11 protein-coding genes are annotated in these 16628 nt (G+C 72.2%); 8 read left to right on the top strand and 3 right to left on the bottom strand.

Annotation, left to right across the window (positions count from 1 at the left end; translation table 11 throughout):
• Positions 1–514 precede the first annotated feature (514 nt).
• From WG209_RS07420 to WG209_RS07400, 5 genes are all read left to right on the top strand, one after another.
• Positions 515–1489: a thioredoxin family protein gene (locus WG209_RS07420; RefSeq protein WP_337174388.1), complete on the top strand. Its 975-nt coding sequence runs from the start codon at positions 515–517 to the stop codon at positions 1487–1489.
• A 70-nt stretch (positions 1490–1559) separates the two neighbouring features.
• Positions 1560–2609 carry a YihY/virulence factor BrkB family protein gene (locus tag WG209_RS07415; protein ID WP_337174387.1) on the top strand — a complete coding sequence of 350 codons (1050 nt, stop codon included), beginning with the start codon at positions 1560–1562 and terminating at the stop codon, positions 2607–2609.
• A 334-nt stretch (positions 2610–2943) separates the two neighbouring features.
• Entirely contained in the window at positions 2944–7569 is a 4626-nt protein-coding gene (locus WG209_RS07410) for a tetratricopeptide repeat protein (protein ID WP_337174386.1), read from the top strand.
• A gap of 383 nt (positions 7570–7952) precedes the next feature.
• Entirely contained in the window at positions 7953–8531 is a 579-nt protein-coding gene (locus WG209_RS07405) for a peptidylprolyl isomerase (RefSeq protein WP_337174385.1), read from the top strand.
• A gap of 137 nt (positions 8532–8668) precedes the next feature.
• Positions 8669–8974, top strand: coding sequence for a ferredoxin family protein (locus tag WG209_RS07400; RefSeq protein WP_337174384.1), 306 nt, complete (start codon positions 8669–8671; stop codon positions 8972–8974).
• A 33-nt stretch (positions 8975–9007) separates the two neighbouring features.
• Here the strand turns inward: WG209_RS07400 and WG209_RS07395 are convergent, their stop codons facing one another.
• Positions 9008–10309 (bottom strand): MFS transporter, encoded by a 1302-nt coding sequence (locus tag WG209_RS07395; protein WP_337174383.1) that lies wholly within the window; start codon positions 10307–10309, stop codon positions 9008–9010.
• On the bottom strand, positions 10306–11589 hold the full coding sequence (locus WG209_RS07390; RefSeq protein ID WP_337174382.1) for a hypothetical protein: 1284 nt from the start codon (positions 11587–11589) through the stop codon (positions 10306–10308). Before WG209_RS07390 ends, WG209_RS07395 begins: the two co-directional genes overlap by 4 nt.
• 414 nt (positions 11590–12003) lie before the next feature.
• Here WG209_RS07390 and WG209_RS07385 point away from each other — a divergent pair, with 414 nt between their 5' ends.
• Complete coding sequence (locus WG209_RS07385) at positions 12004–12393, top strand: hypothetical protein (protein WP_337174381.1); 390 nt, start codon at positions 12004–12006, stop codon at positions 12391–12393.
• 160 nt (positions 12394–12553) lie between these two features.
• The gene (locus WG209_RS07380) at positions 12554–13939 is read left to right on the top strand and encodes a cytosine permease (RefSeq protein ID WP_337174380.1); all 1386 of its coding nucleotides are present in this window, start codon (positions 12554–12556) and stop codon (positions 13937–13939) included.
• An 82-nt stretch (positions 13940–14021) separates the two neighbouring features.
• Here the strand turns inward: WG209_RS07380 and WG209_RS07375 are convergent, their stop codons facing one another.
• Positions 14022–14768 (bottom strand): polysaccharide biosynthesis/export family protein, encoded by a 747-nt coding sequence (locus tag WG209_RS07375; RefSeq protein WP_337174379.1) that lies wholly within the window; start codon positions 14766–14768, stop codon positions 14022–14024.
• A gap of 275 nt (positions 14769–15043) precedes the next feature.
• On the opposite strand from WG209_RS07375, the gene WG209_RS07370 reads away from it, so the two are divergent.
• Positions 15044–16588, top strand: coding sequence for an alkaline phosphatase family protein (locus WG209_RS07370; protein ID WP_337174378.1), 1545 nt, complete (start codon positions 15044–15046; stop codon positions 16586–16588).
• The last annotated feature ends 40 nt before the right edge of the window (positions 16589–16628 follow it).

Below are 16628 nucleotides of genomic sequence, written 5' to 3'. Positions count from 1 at the left end.
TCCACGACGTCCTGCTGCTCGTCGGCGATGCGGAGAGGCGCGAACGGGACGCCGCCCGCGCCTCTCCGGGCACCGGCCCGGCCCCGGCCGCCTGAGCCTCTACGGCCTCTTTTCGACAGAGCACCACGAGGGGAGAAGGGGGGGATTGGCGGCGGCGCCCCGCTTCGCGACCATGCCGGAATCAGCGGCGGGCCGTCGCCCCGGGGGGGAGGGGACGAATTAGGAGTGGCGGTCCACGTTGCCGTGGCGCGGGCGTCCTCTTTCGCGTCCCCGCGATCTTCCCGATTCCATCGGTCGCGCCGATCGGCGGGCAGCGGCATTGTGAGAAAGCGCTCCAGGGTTCGGCGTGGCGGGCCGATATCCTTTTTGGCCCGGCGAACAGCAGGGCTCAAACACGCCAATGGCATGGCGACCCTCGACCAGTTGAGCGGCTTCTCCAAGGATGGGCGGCGTCCGAACTCTCGGGCGCGTTTCAACGATCACCCAGCGACACGCCCGTCGACGAGGAGAAGCGATGACCCCTCAGCGCCCCCTCATGCGCATCGCCATGTTCCTGGCCGCCGCCACGGCCGGCATCCCTTCCGCCCGGGGCGAAGACGCCCCCGCCGCGCCCGTCTGGCGCGAAGACTATGGCGCGGCGCTCGAAGAGGCCCGCGCCACGGGCCGCCTCCTTTGGATCCAGTTCACCGGGCCGTGGTGCCCGAACTGCGTCCGCATGGAGCACGATTCGCTCGCCAGCCCGGCCGTGGTCGCCCGCGCCAATTCGGGGTTCATCCCGGTGAGGCTCCAGGCCGACGTCCACCAGGAACTCGCCCTGAGCTTCGACGTGACCGGCCTCCCCGCCAGCGTCATCGTCGGCCCCGATCGGGACGTCATGGCCGTCCATGAGGGCTATCTCGGCCCGGAGGAACTCGACGGGCTGCTCGGGCGGGCGATGGCGGCCCATGAGACCCGGCTGGCGTCCGGGTTCGTCGGCCCGCCGCGGCCGTCGGGGCGTCGCGCGGAGTTGGGCGGCTTCTGCCCGGTGAGCCTCGTCGCCGACGGGGTCCTTGCGGCGGGCCGCGACGAGCACGCCGCGGAGTACGGCGGTCGCGTCTACCGCCTCGCCGACGCCGCCGCGCTCGACGCCTTCCGTCGCGACCCGGAGCGGTTCGTCCCGGCCAACGACGGCCGCTGCCCGGTCGAGCGCCTGGACGCCGATCGCGAGGCCGACGGCGACCTCCGCTTCGCCGCCCTGTACCGGGAGCGGCTCTACCTCTGCTCGTCGGAGGGGGACCGCGAGCGCTTCATGGCGGATCCGGATCGCTACGCCGCCGTCGGCGTGGAGGCCGGCGGCGTCTGCCCTCACTGCCTGGCCGAACGCGGCGAGGCCGTCCCCGGCGACCCCCGGTATTGCCTCGTCGTGGGGGGCCGCCGCTTCTGGTTCCCCGACGAGAGCCACCGGGGCGCGTTCCTGGCGCTGGCGCCCGCCGGCCGGATCCGCCGCTGATCGCCCCTGGCGCCCGGTTTGCTCCCTCGCCCGTCGTGCGAACGACCGACGATCACGATGGAGCCGATTGATGGACGCGACCGGGCGACGATTCCGATCGGCGATGGACCTGGGGGGCCTCACCTTCGTCGAGGCCCTGCGCCGGACGTGGGACAAGGTGAATGAGCATGAGCTGATGACGCGGGCCGCCGCGATCACATTCTACGCGCTGGCGTCCCTGGTCCCGTTCCTGGGCCTGGTCGTCCTGCTCGCGGCCTACCTCGTGCCGTGGTTCGCGGAGGGGAAGGCCCTGGACCCCTCGACGCTGCTGAACCAGTTCCTCCCCCCCGAGGCGGCGAAGCTGCTGGGCGATCAGCTCAATGACATGCGGGGCCGGGGGAACGCCGGGCTGGCGTCGGTTGGCACGCTGGCGCTCCTGTGGCTGAATTCCAGCCTGTTCATGAGCGTGATGGACGCCGCCAACGTCATCATGGGCGTCGAGGAGCGGCGACCATTCTGGAAGCGGCGGCTCATCGGCGTGATGATGGCGGTGCTGGAGGCGATCCTCCTGATCCTGGTGCTCGCCAGCACCCTGCTGTGGCCGCAGATCCTCGGCTTCCTGCAACTGGGCTTCGTCTCCGAGATCCTGCTGACCGTCGCCCACGCGCTGACCGTCTTCGGGCTGGTGCTGATCAGCTTCGCCGTGGCGATGTACTTCGCCCCCGACGCCGACCAGCGCTGGGAATGGATCACCCCCGGCAGCCTGCTGGGCGCGATCCTCCTGGTCGCCGTCAGCTACCTGTTCCGGTTCTACGTCCAGCGCTGGGGGGATTACAACGCGACGTACGGCTCGATGGCCGGCGTGGTCGTCCTGACGAGCTGGATGTGGCTCTGCAGCGTGGAGCTGCTGGCGGCGGCCGAGTTCAACAAGGTGATCGAGGACGCCTCCCCGTACGGCAAGGACTACGGCCAGCGCGTGGAGGATCCGGCCACCAAGGCCCGCGCCCGGGGGTTCATCTCGTCGTTCTTCCGGCGGGGGCCGATCAAGACGCCGCCGGGGCGGATGCGCTCGCCGGTCTTCCCGGAGAGGCCTCGCGAGGGGGGATCCGAGGGGGGAGGGCCGGTCGACGCGGGTTCATGAGTGCGAGCCTCGTGGAAAGTTCGTCTTGAACTCGGGGCGACGAGGCCCTATTGTGACCGTCGCCTCGATGCTGGATGTAGCGGCAATGGATTGCGACCCCGAGGTCAAGCAGGCGGAAGGCTTCGCCACACCACTCGCTCGGCACCGCATCGCCCATTCCCGCCGATCCCGCCTCCCGGCGGATCTCGCGTCGCCCGTTCGACGCCGATCTCGATCTCCTCCGAGACACGCAACGCCCCCCTCGCGGCCCCGCGCGCGAACCCTGGAAGGTTCAGCGTCGCGGACCCGGCCCTCGGGGAGGCCCGGATTCACCGAGCTGAAGGAGACAGGCCCGATGACCGTCCGCTGGAAGCCCCTGCTGATCCTGTCCGGACTCTTCGTCGCGGTCGCCGTCGTGGGCGTGATCGCGATCTCGTCCACGCTGGCGCCGCCCACGCCCCAGGCCCTGCTGAAGCAGGCCCGCGCCGCCCGCGACGCCGGCCGGCTGGCCGACGCGGAGATCCACTTCAAGCAGGCCCTCCAGGTGGGCGCCGTCGACGCGGCCGTCCACGACGAGATCGCCACGCTCTACGAGAAGATGCTGGCCTCCGCCCCCGCCGAGCGCAAGGACGCCCTGCGGGCCGAGCGGGTCGACCACCTGCTCAAGGCGCAGAAGCTCGACCCGAACCTGAAGGGGCCCCGGCTGCGGCTGCTCCACGACGCGATGGCCGACGACGTCGTCCCCGACTCGATCGCCTGGGCCCGCGAGGTCGCCGGCATCGACCCCGACGACCTGGACGCCGCCTTCGTGCTGGCCTTCCAGGAGCTGGAGGGGGGCTCGCCGAACCTGGCCGACGTGCGCAAGCGGCTCGACCAGCTCGTCGCCGGCGGCGCCCCCGAGGTCCGCCGGCTGCTGATCCAGGCTCGCCTGGCCGACGCGGCCAACGACGACGCCGCCCGCGCCGAGGCCCTGGCCGCCGGCCGCGCCCTGACGCTCGCCGACGACGCCGGCCCGACCGACATGATGGCCAAGCTGCGGCTCTCCGCCCTGGCCGCCCGGTCCGAGTCCGACCCGGCCGCGCGGGCCGAGATCGTCAAGGACATGGTCGCCCTGTCCGACCGCGTCGTGGCCTCCGCCGAGCCCGGCTCGCAGCGCGTGACGCGGCTGCTGTACCTCCTGGAGCAGTCGCAGCGCGGGCTGATCCAGCAGGCCCAGGCCGCCGGCCAGGCACCGTCCGAGGGGCTCGTCGATGCGATCGAGGGCCAGCTCGACGCGCTCTATGAGAAGTCTCGCGAGCTGGGCGATCGGGCCGACTTCCAGATCCACCTGACCTACGCCGACCACCTGCGGTTCCGCCGCCTCCGCGACCGCTGCCTCCAGGTCGTGAAGGAGGCCCTGGCCACCCCCCAGGCCACGCGGCCCAACTCCATCCTGATCGCCCTGGGCCTGCACACCGTCGGCGCCGAGGTGGCGCTGATGGACACCGAGGACTCGGCCCGCGTCGCCAAGGCCACGCCGCACGTCCAGGCCCTGCTGGCCGCCGCCGACGACCGCTACCAGGGGCTCGGCCACCTGTTCCAGGGGGCCCTGGAGCTGGAGGAATCGGGCCTGGGCGTCGGCGCCTCCGCCGCGCCCAAGGCCGGGGCCGACCCCAAGGACCAGGCCCGGCTCCGCGCCAGCGCCCTGGCCCACCTGAAGGCCGCCGCCCAGAAGCTCCCCCAGGTCGCCGAGGCGCAGGCCCGCTACGGCGTGGCGCTGGTCCTCAACCAGGAGCAGGCCCTCGGCCGGCAGTACCTGCAGAACGCCCTGAGGATGTCCGCCCTGGACCCGCAGTATGAGTTCTGGGCCGCCTGGACGATGCTCCAGGCCGGCTACCCCGAGGAGGCGCTGCCGATCGTCGAGTCGATCGCCCGCAAGCTCGACGAGGGGGCCGTCCCGGCCGACATGCGCGGGGCGCTGCACCAGCTCGCCGGCGAGGCCTACCAGGCCCGCGGCGGCGCCGGCGACCTCGACCGCGCCGCCCGCGAGTTCGAGCGGGTCGCCGGCGACGGCGACCGCTCCGACGGCGGCGCCACGCTCCGGCTCGCGCAGATCGACGTCCAGCGCGGCCGGCTCGACGAGGCCTACGCCCGCGTCGACGCCCTGCGGAAGACCGGCCAGGCGCCCCCGGCCGCCGAGAACCTCGCGGTGCTGATCCTCCAGCGGCAGGGCAAGGACGACGAGGCCCGCGAGGTCCTCGCCCGGGCCCGCGCCAAGTTCCCCGACGCCTCCGAGATCGCCGGCCTCGACGCGGCGCTGAAGGTCCGCGACAAGAAGGCCGAAGAGGCCGACAAGTTGCTGGCCGACTTCCTGGCCGCCCACCCCGACGACGTGACCCTCGCCGCCATGCGGGCCCAGATCCTCGTCGACGAGCTCGGCCGCGTGGACGACGCCCGCAAGCTGCTGGCCGAGGTCGGCGAGCGCGGCAACACCACCGCCCCGTGGGTCCAGCTCGCCCAGATCGAGATGGGCCGCGACGACCTGGAGGCCGCCGCCGCCGTCGTCGCCAAGGTCCGCTCCCGCTGGAAGGAAGGGGCCGTCGGCGACGTGCTCGAGGGCCAGCTCGCGCTGAAGCGGAGCGACGTCCCGGCCGCCATCGCCCACTTCGACGAGGCCCTCAGGAAGGACCCCCAGAACAAGGTGGTCGCCTTCTGGAAGGCCCAGCTCGACGGCAGCACCGGCGACCTCGCCGGCGCGGCCCAGGCCCTGGGCGACATCGTCAAGGACCGGCCGTCGAAGGAGGTCGACCAGGGCGTGACGCTGCTCCAGGCGGCCCAGTCGGCCCTGGCGGCGGTCTCGCTCCAGGCCGGCGACGTCGACGACGCCATCCGTCGGTTCGAGGAGCTGAAGCGCGGCAACGCGTCGGGCTCGCTCTCGCGCGACGACCGCTGGCGGCTCGTCGACGCCTACGTCGCCAAGAAGCAGTGGCCGGCCGCCAAGGCCGAGATGAACGCCCTGCTGGCCGACCCGGCCGCCCCCGCGAGCCTCGACGACCGCGTCCGGGCCGCCAACTACCACCGCCAGCAGGACGAGATCCCGGCCGCCGTGGCCCTGCTGGAGGGCGTCCTGAAGGAGAGCCCCTCGAACGCCTCCGCCGTCGTCACCCGCGCCCTGCTGCATATGCAGGCCAAGGAGTACCCCGCGGCCTCGTCCCTGCTCCGCGCCGGCGTCGAGGGCACGACGAAGGAGGGGAAGCCGGTCCCCGAGGTCTTCTTCCTGATGCTGGCCGCCGTGGAATACGAGGCCCCGCCGGTCGAGACCTCCGCCGAGCGGACCATCAAGGTCGTCGACGAGGGGCTGGCCGTCGTCCCCGACTCGATCCCGCTGGTCCAGGCGAAGTACCTGATCCTGGACAAGGGGGGCGACTCCGACAAGGCGCTCGAGTTCGTCGAGGCCCGCTCCAAGGACGACGCGAAGGGGATCTACCGCCGGATGCTGGTGGACGTCTACCGGCATCGCGGGAACTACGAGGGCGCCGAGGCGCTGCTCCGCGGCCTGACGGCCGACAACCCGACCGACGGCAACCTCGCCGCCAGCCTCGTCGAGGTCGTCTCGCTCGCCGCGGGCGAGGCCATGGCGGCCGGCGACGCCGACAAGCTCCGGGCGCTTGAGGATTCGGCCGAGTCGCTGATCCGCGACTACCGCGCGAAGTTCCCCACGAACGTCGCCATCCTCCAGGCCGAGTGCGACCAGGCGGCGCGTCGGGGCGACTTCACCCGCGCCGTGGAGATCACCCGCGACATCGACAAGGTCGCCAAGCATTCGGCGGTCGGCCCGCTGCTCCGGGCCCGGCTGTTCGCCACGCAGAACCGCGCCGACGACGTCGCCGCGGCCTACGCCGAGGCGGTCGAGCGCGAGCCGCGCCGGTCCGACGTCCGCGTCTCGCTCGGCAAGGCCGCCCTCCGGGTTGGCAAGGTCGACGAGGCGCTGGCCCAGGCCCGGCACGTCCTGGGGACGCAGCCGACGAACCGCGACGCCAACATCCTCCAGGCCGCGGCGCTGGACGCCACCGGCGTCGGCGACGCCCAGCGCGACGAGGCCCGCGCGGCGGCCGTGGCCCAGCTCGAATCGGCCGTGGCGGCCGACCCCAAGTTCGTCGACGCCCTGGAGACGATCGCCGACATCGAGCTGAAGCGGAACCGCCGCCCGGCGGCCCTGGCCGCCCTCAAGCGGGCGCTCGCCGCCGACCCGTCCAACCCCGCGGCGCTGGCGCGGTACGTCCAGCTCCTGGCCGAGCCCGACCCGGCCGCCCCCTCGGCCCGCCCGGCCGGGCTGGAGGAGGCCAGGCGGCTGGCCTCCGAGGTCGTCGCCCGCGACCAGAAGGGCGCCGAGGTCCTGGCCGTGGCCGTCGGCCTGCACAAGGCCCGCCGGCTCGACCTGGCCCTGCCCCTCTCCGAGAAGGCCGTCGAGCTGCTCGACTCCCCCGTCTCGCACCTCAACCTGGGCGACCTGCTCCTCGCCCTGGCCGAGGGGCAGCCCGACCCGGAGAAGGCCCGCCCCTACTTCGAGCGCGCCGTCGACGAGTACGACCGCGTGCTGAAGGTCCAGCCGCTGGCGATCGAGGCGATCAACAACAAGGCCTGGGTCCTGCACAGCTCGCTGGGCCGCAGCCGCGAGGCGATGGAGCTGATCGAGTCGATCCTCCCCCGCGTCAACGCCGCGCTGCTGCCGGGCGAGTTCTACGACACCGTCGGCGCCGTGCAGGAGGCCGTCGGCCGGGTCGAGGACGCCGAGCGTTCCTACCTGGAAGGCCTGAAGCGGTCGCCCGAGCTGGCCGTGCTGCACTACCACTACGGCAGGCTGATCGCCTCCGACAAGGCCCGCGGCGACCGCGCCAGGGACCACCTGGAGAAGGCCGTCGCCGCCAAGGACCAGCTCAGCCCCGCGATGGTCGACGAGGCCGTCCGCCTGGTCCAGCGGATCGAGGGCGAGTCCCGCTGACGCGGGGCCGACGCGAGGTCCTGATAACCACGCTCTTCCCCCCCGGTGGGGGAAGACAGACCGCGAAGCGGTCAGTTGAGGGGGAGCCCGCCCGCGGGGTTCCGGAATTCGCGACCCGTCGCGCGGGCCGACGGCCCCGGGAGGTCCCTCCGGACACCGAGCCTCGTGGCGCTCGTCCCCCCCTCATCCAGCCCTTCGGGCCACCTTCCCCCTCCAGGGGGGAAGGTCGTCATGATCCCCGCCTCGCCCTCGCCGCCGATCCCGCGTCGTCGCGGCGGCTGGCGCGTCGACAGGCCGCCCCGGGTCGTGATAGGGTGGTCGAGACGCGGCGGCCCGGCGATCCCGCGGGGGCCCCGCCTCCAAAACCTCTCGGAGAATCCCACGTGACGACCGGACGTTACACCATCCTCGCCGCCTTCCTCGGCTGCCTCGCGCTCGCCGCGCCGGCCGCCCTCGCCCAGGACGCCAACCCGCGCGTCGAGCTGGACACCACCGCCGGCAAGATCGTGCTGGAGCTGGACCCCGCCAAGGCGCCGATCAGCGTCGAGAACTTCCTGAAGTACGTGGACGACGGCTTCTACGACGGCCTGATCTTCCACCGCGTCATCAAGGACTTCATGATCCAGGGGGGCGGCTTCGCCGAGAACCTCCGGGAGAAGACCGAGGGCGTCCGGGGCCCCATCAAGAACGAGTCGCGTAATGGGCTGTCCAACGCCCGCGGCACGATCGCCATGGCCCGGACCAACAACCCGAACTCCGCCACCTGCCAGTTCTACATCAACCACGGCGACAACGCCTTCCTGGACACCGCCGGCGGCGGCTACGCCGTCTTCGGCAAGGTGGTCGAGGGGATGGACGTCGTCGACGCCATCGCCAACTCCCAGACCGCCACCCGCGGGCCGCTCGACGACGTGCCGGTCAAGACGGTCACGATCACCAGCGCCAAGCGCGTGAAGCCCTGACAACGCGACGGCGGGGCAGCGTCCCTTGACCCACGCCACGCGCGCGCCCTATGATGGCGCACCCCGAGGGAGGCGGCACGCGCCACGCGCCGCTTCCTTCGCTTTTCGAACCGTCGCGTGTTGGAGGCTCACTGCTCATGGCTCACGTCGTCGCGGAGCCCTGCTTCGATTGCAAGTACACGGACTGCGTCGTGGTCTGCCCCGTCGATTGCTTCTACGAGGGCGCCCAGATGCTGTACATCCACCCGGATGAGTGCATCGATTGCGAGGCCTGCGTCCCCGAGTGTCCCGTCGAGGCCATCTTCCACGAAGACAACCTCCCGGAGGAGTGGAAGGAATTCACGGCGCTCAACGCCGAGATGTCCACGCAGAGCCCCAACATCAACGAGAAGAAGGACGCCCTCGAGGGGAAGGACTGCGACAAGAGCCGCAAGCGCGACTGACCCCCGTCCGCTCCGGCGTCGCCCCGAGATCGCTCAAGGCCCCGCCGGATCGCCGGCGGGGCTTTTTCGCGCGCCGGCCTCGCCCGATCGGCCCAGGAACAGCAGCGTCCCGCCGACGACCAGGCAGGTCAGGGCCGAGCCGGTCATCACCGGCAGCACGCCCCAGGCGGCCGACGCGCGGCCCGTCCACAGGGCGCCAAGGGGCACCGAGCCCGAGAAGACGACCATCCAGATCCCCATGATCCGACCCCGCAACTCCGCCGGGATCGTCATCTGGATCATCGTCTGCGTCGACGAGTAGAAGAACGCCGCGCCGAACCACGCCCCGAACAGGCACGCGGCGGCGCAAGCCATCCGCGCGGCGACCGGCCAGTCGGCGGAGGTCCATCGGGGGAAGAACGAGGCGAGCAGCAGGAACGCGGCGAAGGCCACCATCCCCAGCGCGATCATCCGATCCTTGCGCACGTCGTCCCCCATCCTGGCGACCGTCAGCGCCCCGGCCGTGGCGCCGAGCCCGCCGCTGGCCAGCAGCACGCTGTAGCCGCCGACCTCCACCCCCACCACCGTCCGGGCGAAGACCGGCATCATCGCCTCGTATCCCATCCCCGCCAGGCCGAAGAACCCCATCAGGGCGAGATGCCCGGCGATCCGTCGCTCCCCCCGGACGTAGACCAGCCCCGCCAGCACGTCCCCCACGGCCGCCCCGCGCCCCAGCCCGCCGCGGGCCTTCGGCGTCGTGCGGATCGCCATCACGGTGCCGATCGCCGCCAGGTAGCTCACCGCGTTGAGCGTGAAGCAGCCCGCCGCCCCCAGCACCGCGAACCCCAGGCCCGCCAGCGCCGGGCCGATGACCCGCGTGGCGTTGAACAGCCCCGAGTTCAGCGCGATCGCGTTGGTCAGCCGCGACGGCCCCACCAGCTCATAGAGGAAGACGTGCCGGCTGGGCAGCTCGAACGAGACGCAGATCCGGGCGGTCGCCAGGATCGCCACCATCTGCCAGAACTGGATGGTCCCCGCCGTCACCAGGAACGCCAGCGCCGTCGCGCAGGCCATCTGGCCCAGCTCCATCGCCAGGATCATGCGCTTGGGGGCGACGCGGTCGGAGATCGCGCCGGCGAACAGGCCGATGATCAGCCCCGGCATGAGGTTGGCGGCCTCGATGACCCCCAGCCGCTCGGCCGACCCGGTCTGCTCGTAGACCAGCCAGCGCACGGCCGCGGCCTGGAGCCACGTCCCGATCAGGCTGATCCCCTGGCCGGTGAAGTAGAGCCGGTAGTCCCGATTCTCCAGCGCCGCGAACGTCCCCCCGCGCGAGCCCGTCTCGTCGGCGCTCATGACGGCCTCGCGGCCCACGGCCTCGCCGCGACCGCGTACACGGCCGCCGCGACGCCCCACCCCATCAGCGCCGCCGGCTGGAGCCGCCCCAGGCCCGGCGCGACGACCGGCGCGAGCCCGACCACGACCCCCGCGCCCCACGCCGCGATCCCCGGGATGCGCCAACCCGGCCGGATCTCGCCCTGGTCGCGCCGGAGCGCCTCGACCGCCAGCACGCCGGCCAGGGGCGCGAACAACGCCCCGGAGATCCCGGCGATCGTCTCCACGTCGCCCGCGAACCCGACCGCGCCGGGGACGACGAACAGCAGGTACGACAGCCCGACGCCCTTCCACTTGCCCATGCCCGGCCAGTGGGCGCGGAAGCGGCTCGCGAACAGCGACGAGGCGTAGCACGCCGGCGCCAGCGACGCCAGGCCCAGCAGCAGCACCAACGCCCCGATCATCCAGCGATCGGCCGAGTCGGCCGCGCGTCGCCAGGTCGTGTCCATCGGGCCGAGGGAGCCGAGCACGATCGCCGCCAGCGTCGTGACGGCGCCCGCCGCCAGGATGGCCGTCCAGCCGCCGAGCCGGGCGTCGCGACGGTCTCGGGTCGCCGCCCCCCACTCCACGGCCATCACGCCGGCGAACGCGAACGCCGCGAAGACGAACTGGAAGCTCCGGGGCTCGAAACCGCCGGCCCGCGCGGCGGAGCCGCCGCCGATCGCCTCGCCGTTCCACCACGCCACGGCCGCCGCCGCGACGACCAGCACCCCGGCGAACGGCGCGTAGACCCGCATCAACGCCGCGATCACCCCCATCAGGTTCAGCCCGTTGGCCGCGATGATGATGAACGCCCACCAGGCCAGCGACGCCAACACCAGCGGGCTTTCCAGCGTCACCCCCATCACCTCCGGCCGCGCGTCCCAATGGCCCAGCAGCCCCCACGCCGAGAGGCCGTCGAGCGTCATCCGGACCGAGTACCAGATGGCGACCGACCCCCAGAGCGCGGCGAACGACCCGTGGAGGACGCCGGCGATCCACTCGGCCCCGCGCGCCCCCAGGGCCGAGGCCGCGACGACCGGCAGCCGGCCGCGCGTCCGCAGGCCGAGTCCCGCCAACGGCAGGTAGACCAGCGCGTAACAGGCCCCCAGCGCCAGGAGGCAGGACAACCATCGGTCGCCGACGGCGGCGCCGGCGTCGATCGCCCCCAGGGCGTCGAGCAGGGGGAACCACGTCACCACGCCGAGGAACGCCGGCGCGACGGTCCGGGCCCAGCCGCGAGGGGGCGGCATGGGCGCCACGAGGCTCTCGCGGACCACGGGAGGGAGGGCGTGCGAGGGGGGGATTGGAGAGGTCACGGCGGCCCACTGTTCGGATCGGGGTCGGCCTTGAGTCGTCTCGGCCGCGAAACCATGATTAATCGACCGTAACGCGATTGGAGGGCGGTCTGTACGGTCTTCCCCCCTGGTGGGGGAAGACAGACCGCGAAGCGGTCAGATGAGGGGGAGCCTCCCGCGGAGTGCCGGAGTCCGGAACCTCGGCCCAGGCCATCGGCCCGGGAAGGTCCTTCGAACTCCGCGGGTCGTGGCGCTCGTCCCCCCCTCATCCGGCCCTTCGGGCCCCCTCCAGGGGGGAAGGCCGTTACGATGGGCCGCCAGGTTCGCGATGGTCAGGCCATAGTCTACCATGAGCGGTCACTCGCCCGGAGGGTATCGATGATTCGGCTCGTCCGCTACGCCTGGGCCTCGCCGACGACGACGCTCGGCCTGCTCGCCGTGGCGTTAACCCTGGCGACGGGGGGCCGCGCCCAGGTGCGCGCCGGGGCCGTCGAGGTGTACGGCGGGTTCGCGACCTGGATGGCCCGGCGGATCGGCTTCGGCGCGATGACCCTCGGCCACGTCATCCTGGGGCACGACGCCTGGTCGCTCGACTGGTGCCGCGACCACGAGCAGGTCCACGTCCGCCAGGCGGAGCGCTGGGGGATCGCGTTCATCCCGGCGTACCTGGCCGCCAGCCTTTTGGCGTGGGCCGCCGGCAAGCACTATTATCGCGACAACTGGTTCGAACGCGACGCGCGCGTCCGATGCGGCCAGGAAGAACCCTGATCGAAGGCCCGCGCGAAGCGACGGGAAGGCCGGATCGGAGCGGCATTTCGCGCGATCGGGGAGGGTCGGGTAGTCCCTTGACAGCGCCCCCCGGTCGGCGTCCAATGCACCCATCGTCACCCTAATCCCGCCTCCCCACGCCCAGACGATCAAGGCCGCCATGAGCACCGAAACCGTCCCGACGTCGAGCCCGCTCCCGGATTACATCGCCAGCGCGACGCCCAATCCGCCGAGCAACCGGGCCCCCTGGTACAAGAACACCGCGCCGACGTTCGCGGGCATCTTCCTCTGGTTCGTGTTCTGGAACTCGATGTCGGGCAACGGGCTGAGCGTGGGCGGCTTGCTGGCGAGCCTGGCAGGGATCGCGATCGGTGCCTTGATCTGCCACTTCCTGTTCTACCTGGCCCCGGGCCTGCTGGGCATGAAGACGGGCCTCCCCCTTTATGTTGTGGGCTCGTCCACGTTCGGCGCGATCGGCGGCCTGATCATGCCGGGCTTCCTGATGGGGGCGTTGCAGTTCGGCTGGCTGGGAGTTAACGCCTACGGCTCGGCCGACGCGCTGAGAGAGGGCTTCGGCGGCGACCAGAACATGTTCTACGCCCTGGCCGTGCTGTGGGCGGCGTTGGCGGCGTTCGTGGGGCTGAAGGGGATCCAGTACGTCGCCAAGGTCGCGACGTTCCTTCCGATCATTCCTCTGGTCGTGCTCATCATCGGCCTGTCCTTGTACGGGGCCTCGGCGTTCAGCTACAAGCCTGGCGAGGTCGTCGAGGGAGGCGGGCTGACGGCGATCCTCCTGATGGTCGGCACGATCGTCGGCTTCTTCGGGACCGCTGGCGCGGCGGGCGTTGACTTCGGTACGAACAGCCGTGACGCCAACGACGTGAAAATGGGGGGGCTGGTTGGCGTGGTCGCGGCGATCATTCTGACGGCCGGCTTCTCGGTCCTGGTCGTCGCCGGCGCCCGCGCCACTGGCGCCATCCCGGGCGATGAGAGCCTGATGACCGCCGCGCTGAAGGTCAAGCTGTCCGATGGCGTCTATAAGGCAGTGATGATCGGACTGACGCTAGCCTCGTTCCCCGGTGCCTGCTTCTCGTCCTTCATCGCGGCAAACAGCTTCAAGACGGTCATGCCGCGAATTCACCCGCTGATCTCGGTGGGGATCGGAACGCTGATCAGCATCCTGCTGGCAGTGACGGGGGTAGCGGCGAACCTCCCCGGCGTCTTCGGGATCATCGGCGCGTCGTTTGGCCCGATCTGCGGCGCCATGACGGCCGACTACATCCTCAACGGCTATCGCTGGAGCGGCCCCCGCGCCGGCTTCAACCCGGCCGGCTGGCTGGCCTGGGCGGTCGGCTTCTTCGTCGGCGTCATGCCCAACCTGAACGCGCTGGGCACCACCTACCCGGCCCTGGCCTCGATCCCGTCCGTCCCCGCGGCCCCGGTCGCCGCCTACATCGTCGGCTTCGTCCTCTACGTCGTCTTCTACAAGATCGGCCTGCGGTCGAGCCTGCTGGCGATGCCCCAGCGGATCGACGCCGCCGCCTGACGACGATCCGACCCGATCGAGCGAAGTCCGCGCGAAGGGCCGGGGGGCGATCCCTCGTCCCTTTCGCACGCGCCCGCCATCCTCAGCGGCCGAGGAGGGTGGCGATGAGGCTGGGGGGGCGGGTGCCCGGGACGACGATCCGGTCGCCGGGGAGGAGCTGGTAGTTGGTGAGGGTGTCGCCGTCCTTGATCGCGCACCAGTCGATGCGGAGCACCTGCTCCGGGCCGCCGACGGGGCGCGGGCGCGCCAGGTACGCCTTCTCGGGGAGGCTGTTGGACTTGAGCCCGGCCTGGAGGATGGCGTCCATGACCGTCTCGTTCCCCCGGATCGGGAACTTCCCCTCGGTGGCGACCGTCCCCACCACGTAGTAATACTTGCTCTGCGACGTGGCCAGCCGGGCGGAGACCCGGTAGGGCTCGGTCGGCTTCTGGCCGCGCGACAGGGCGTCGTCGGTGAGTCGCCGGGCGACCTGCTCCTCCACCTGGTCGAGCGTGAGCCCGGCGACGAAGACGTCGCCGTAAAGGCCCAGGTCGACCACGCCGTCCTGGCGGACGACGAACGAGCCGATGGACCAATCCGGGGGGAGGGGCTTGGCCGTGAGGTCCAGCTCGTCCGGCGGCTCGACGACGTAGCGGGGCATGGACGTCTTGTCCAGCTCGCGGGGCTGGTCGGGGTCGACGAGGCCCCGGATCGGGACGCGATCGGCCTCCTTGCGGAGCCGCCTGCCGGAGGCGCAGCCGGGCCCCGACAGCAGCAGCGAGACCGCCGTCCCGGCGAGGACGAGGGTCCGGCCCGATCGTCGGGGGGCCGTCGGCTTCCGTGCGGTCATGGGCCTGTCACCTCATGGGGCGGTCGAGGACGGATCCATCCGGGCGCGTCGGCCCGGGGCGAGGCCCCCGGGCGGAGTGCGACACTAGCCTACGTGATCGGCGGGGCGCGACGGCTGGCTCGAAGGAAAGTCGAGATTGACTAAAGAATGATCGGAAGCTAGTGTCCCGGGGCCTTGATTTGGGTCATCGGCCCGCCGAATCGGCAAGGAAGGCGACCTCGGCGGATCCCACGGGATCGGGCCGGCCGAAACCCCGGGCACAAAGGCGACCGCCCATGCGACCGTCATCCTCGCGCGTCCTGTTCATCGGCCTCGACGGCGGCACGTCGGCCGTCCTCGGCCCGATCCTCGATCGCGGCTGGGCGCCGAACCTCGCCGCGCTGTGGCGGCGATCGGCCGTCGGCCGACTGCGGTCGACCGACCCGATGGTCACGCCGGTCGCCTGGACGTCGTTCTCCACCGGCTGCTCGCCGCCGGCGCACGGCGTCCACGACTTCAACTACCTGGACCACGCCGACGGCACCATCCGCGAGCACGACGCCGCCACGGTCCGCGTCCCCACCATCTGGGAGGAGATCGGCCGCGCGGGGGGCTCCGTCGTCAGCCTCGGCCTGCCGATCACCTACCCCGCGCCGGCGATCCGCGGCCTGCTCGTCGCCGGCGCCGACGCCCCGGACCGCGAGCAGGCCTTCGCCCAGTGCCCGGAGTTCGACGCCCTGCTCCGGGCCGAGGCCCCGGCCTACACCCACAAGCTCGTCTGGAAGCGCCGGCCCCGCGAGGCCGACGAGGCGCTCGACCAGGCCCGCCGCTGCGCCGACATCTTCGACGCCCAGGCGAAGGCCGCCCACCTGGCCGACGCCCGCGTCGACTGGTCCGCGATGATGGTCCACTTCCACAACCTGGACAGCCTCCAGCATCGGATGTGGCCCTACTTCGACGTGGACGAGACGGGGCTCCGCGAGCCCGGCTTCACCGACGCGGTGGAGGCGTCGATCCGGGCGCTCGACGCCGCGATCGGCCGCCTGCTCGACCTGGCCGCCGACCGCGACGCCGCCGTGGTCGTCGCCTCCGATCACGGCTTCGGCCCCTGCCGGTCGCTGGTCAACGTCAACGGCATGCTCCGCGCCGCGGGGCTCCAGCGGACGCGGGTCTACGGCACGCGGTTCCGCTACCGGGCGATCCGCGTCCTGGAGCGCTTCCGGCGCTGGCGGGCGATGCGCGAGCCCGGCGGGACGGCGCCGCCGAAGGCCCGGCCGGTCGACGGCCAGATCTCCTGCGACTGGCGGCGCACCGTCGCGTTCGCCCCGTTCGGCCAGCTCTGCGGCAACGTCTTCCTCAACCGCTCGGCCGTCTCCGGCGCGGCGGCCGATCGCGCCCTGGCCGAGCTGATCGACCTGTTCCGCGAGGCCCGCGACCCCGAGCGCGGCGAGCCGCTGTTCGCCGACGTCTACTCGGCCGCCGACCGCTTCGACCTCGACCCGGCCGAGCACGGCATGCCCGACCTGTTCGCCCTCTCCGCCGACGGCTACCAGGCCCAGGCCAAGTGGTCGGAGCGACATCGCAACACGATCCTCCGGCCCGACCCCGGCCTCCCTGGCACCCACTGGCTCGACGGCGTGCTGGCGATCGACGCCCCCGGCGTCCTCCCGGGCGACCGCCTCGACGCCGAGCTTCGCGACGTGGCCCCGACCGCGATGGCGATGCTCGGCCTGGAGATCCCCGCCTACGTGGAAGGCCGGCCGCTCCACGAGGCGTTCGAAGTCCCGCTGCACGAACCCCGCGAGGCCGAGCCGGTCGCGGCCTCGGCCGACGGCCCCTGAACGGAATCCCCGAGCACCCCCCTCATTATCAAGAGGTTGT

The sequence above is a fragment of the Paludisphaera sp. genome, assembly GCF_037189885.1.
Lineage (GTDB): Bacteria > Planctomycetota > Planctomycetia > Isosphaerales > Isosphaeraceae > Paludisphaera.
Note: the sequence above shows the minus strand (reverse complement) of the source record. Positions and strands in the feature narration are given on the sequence as shown.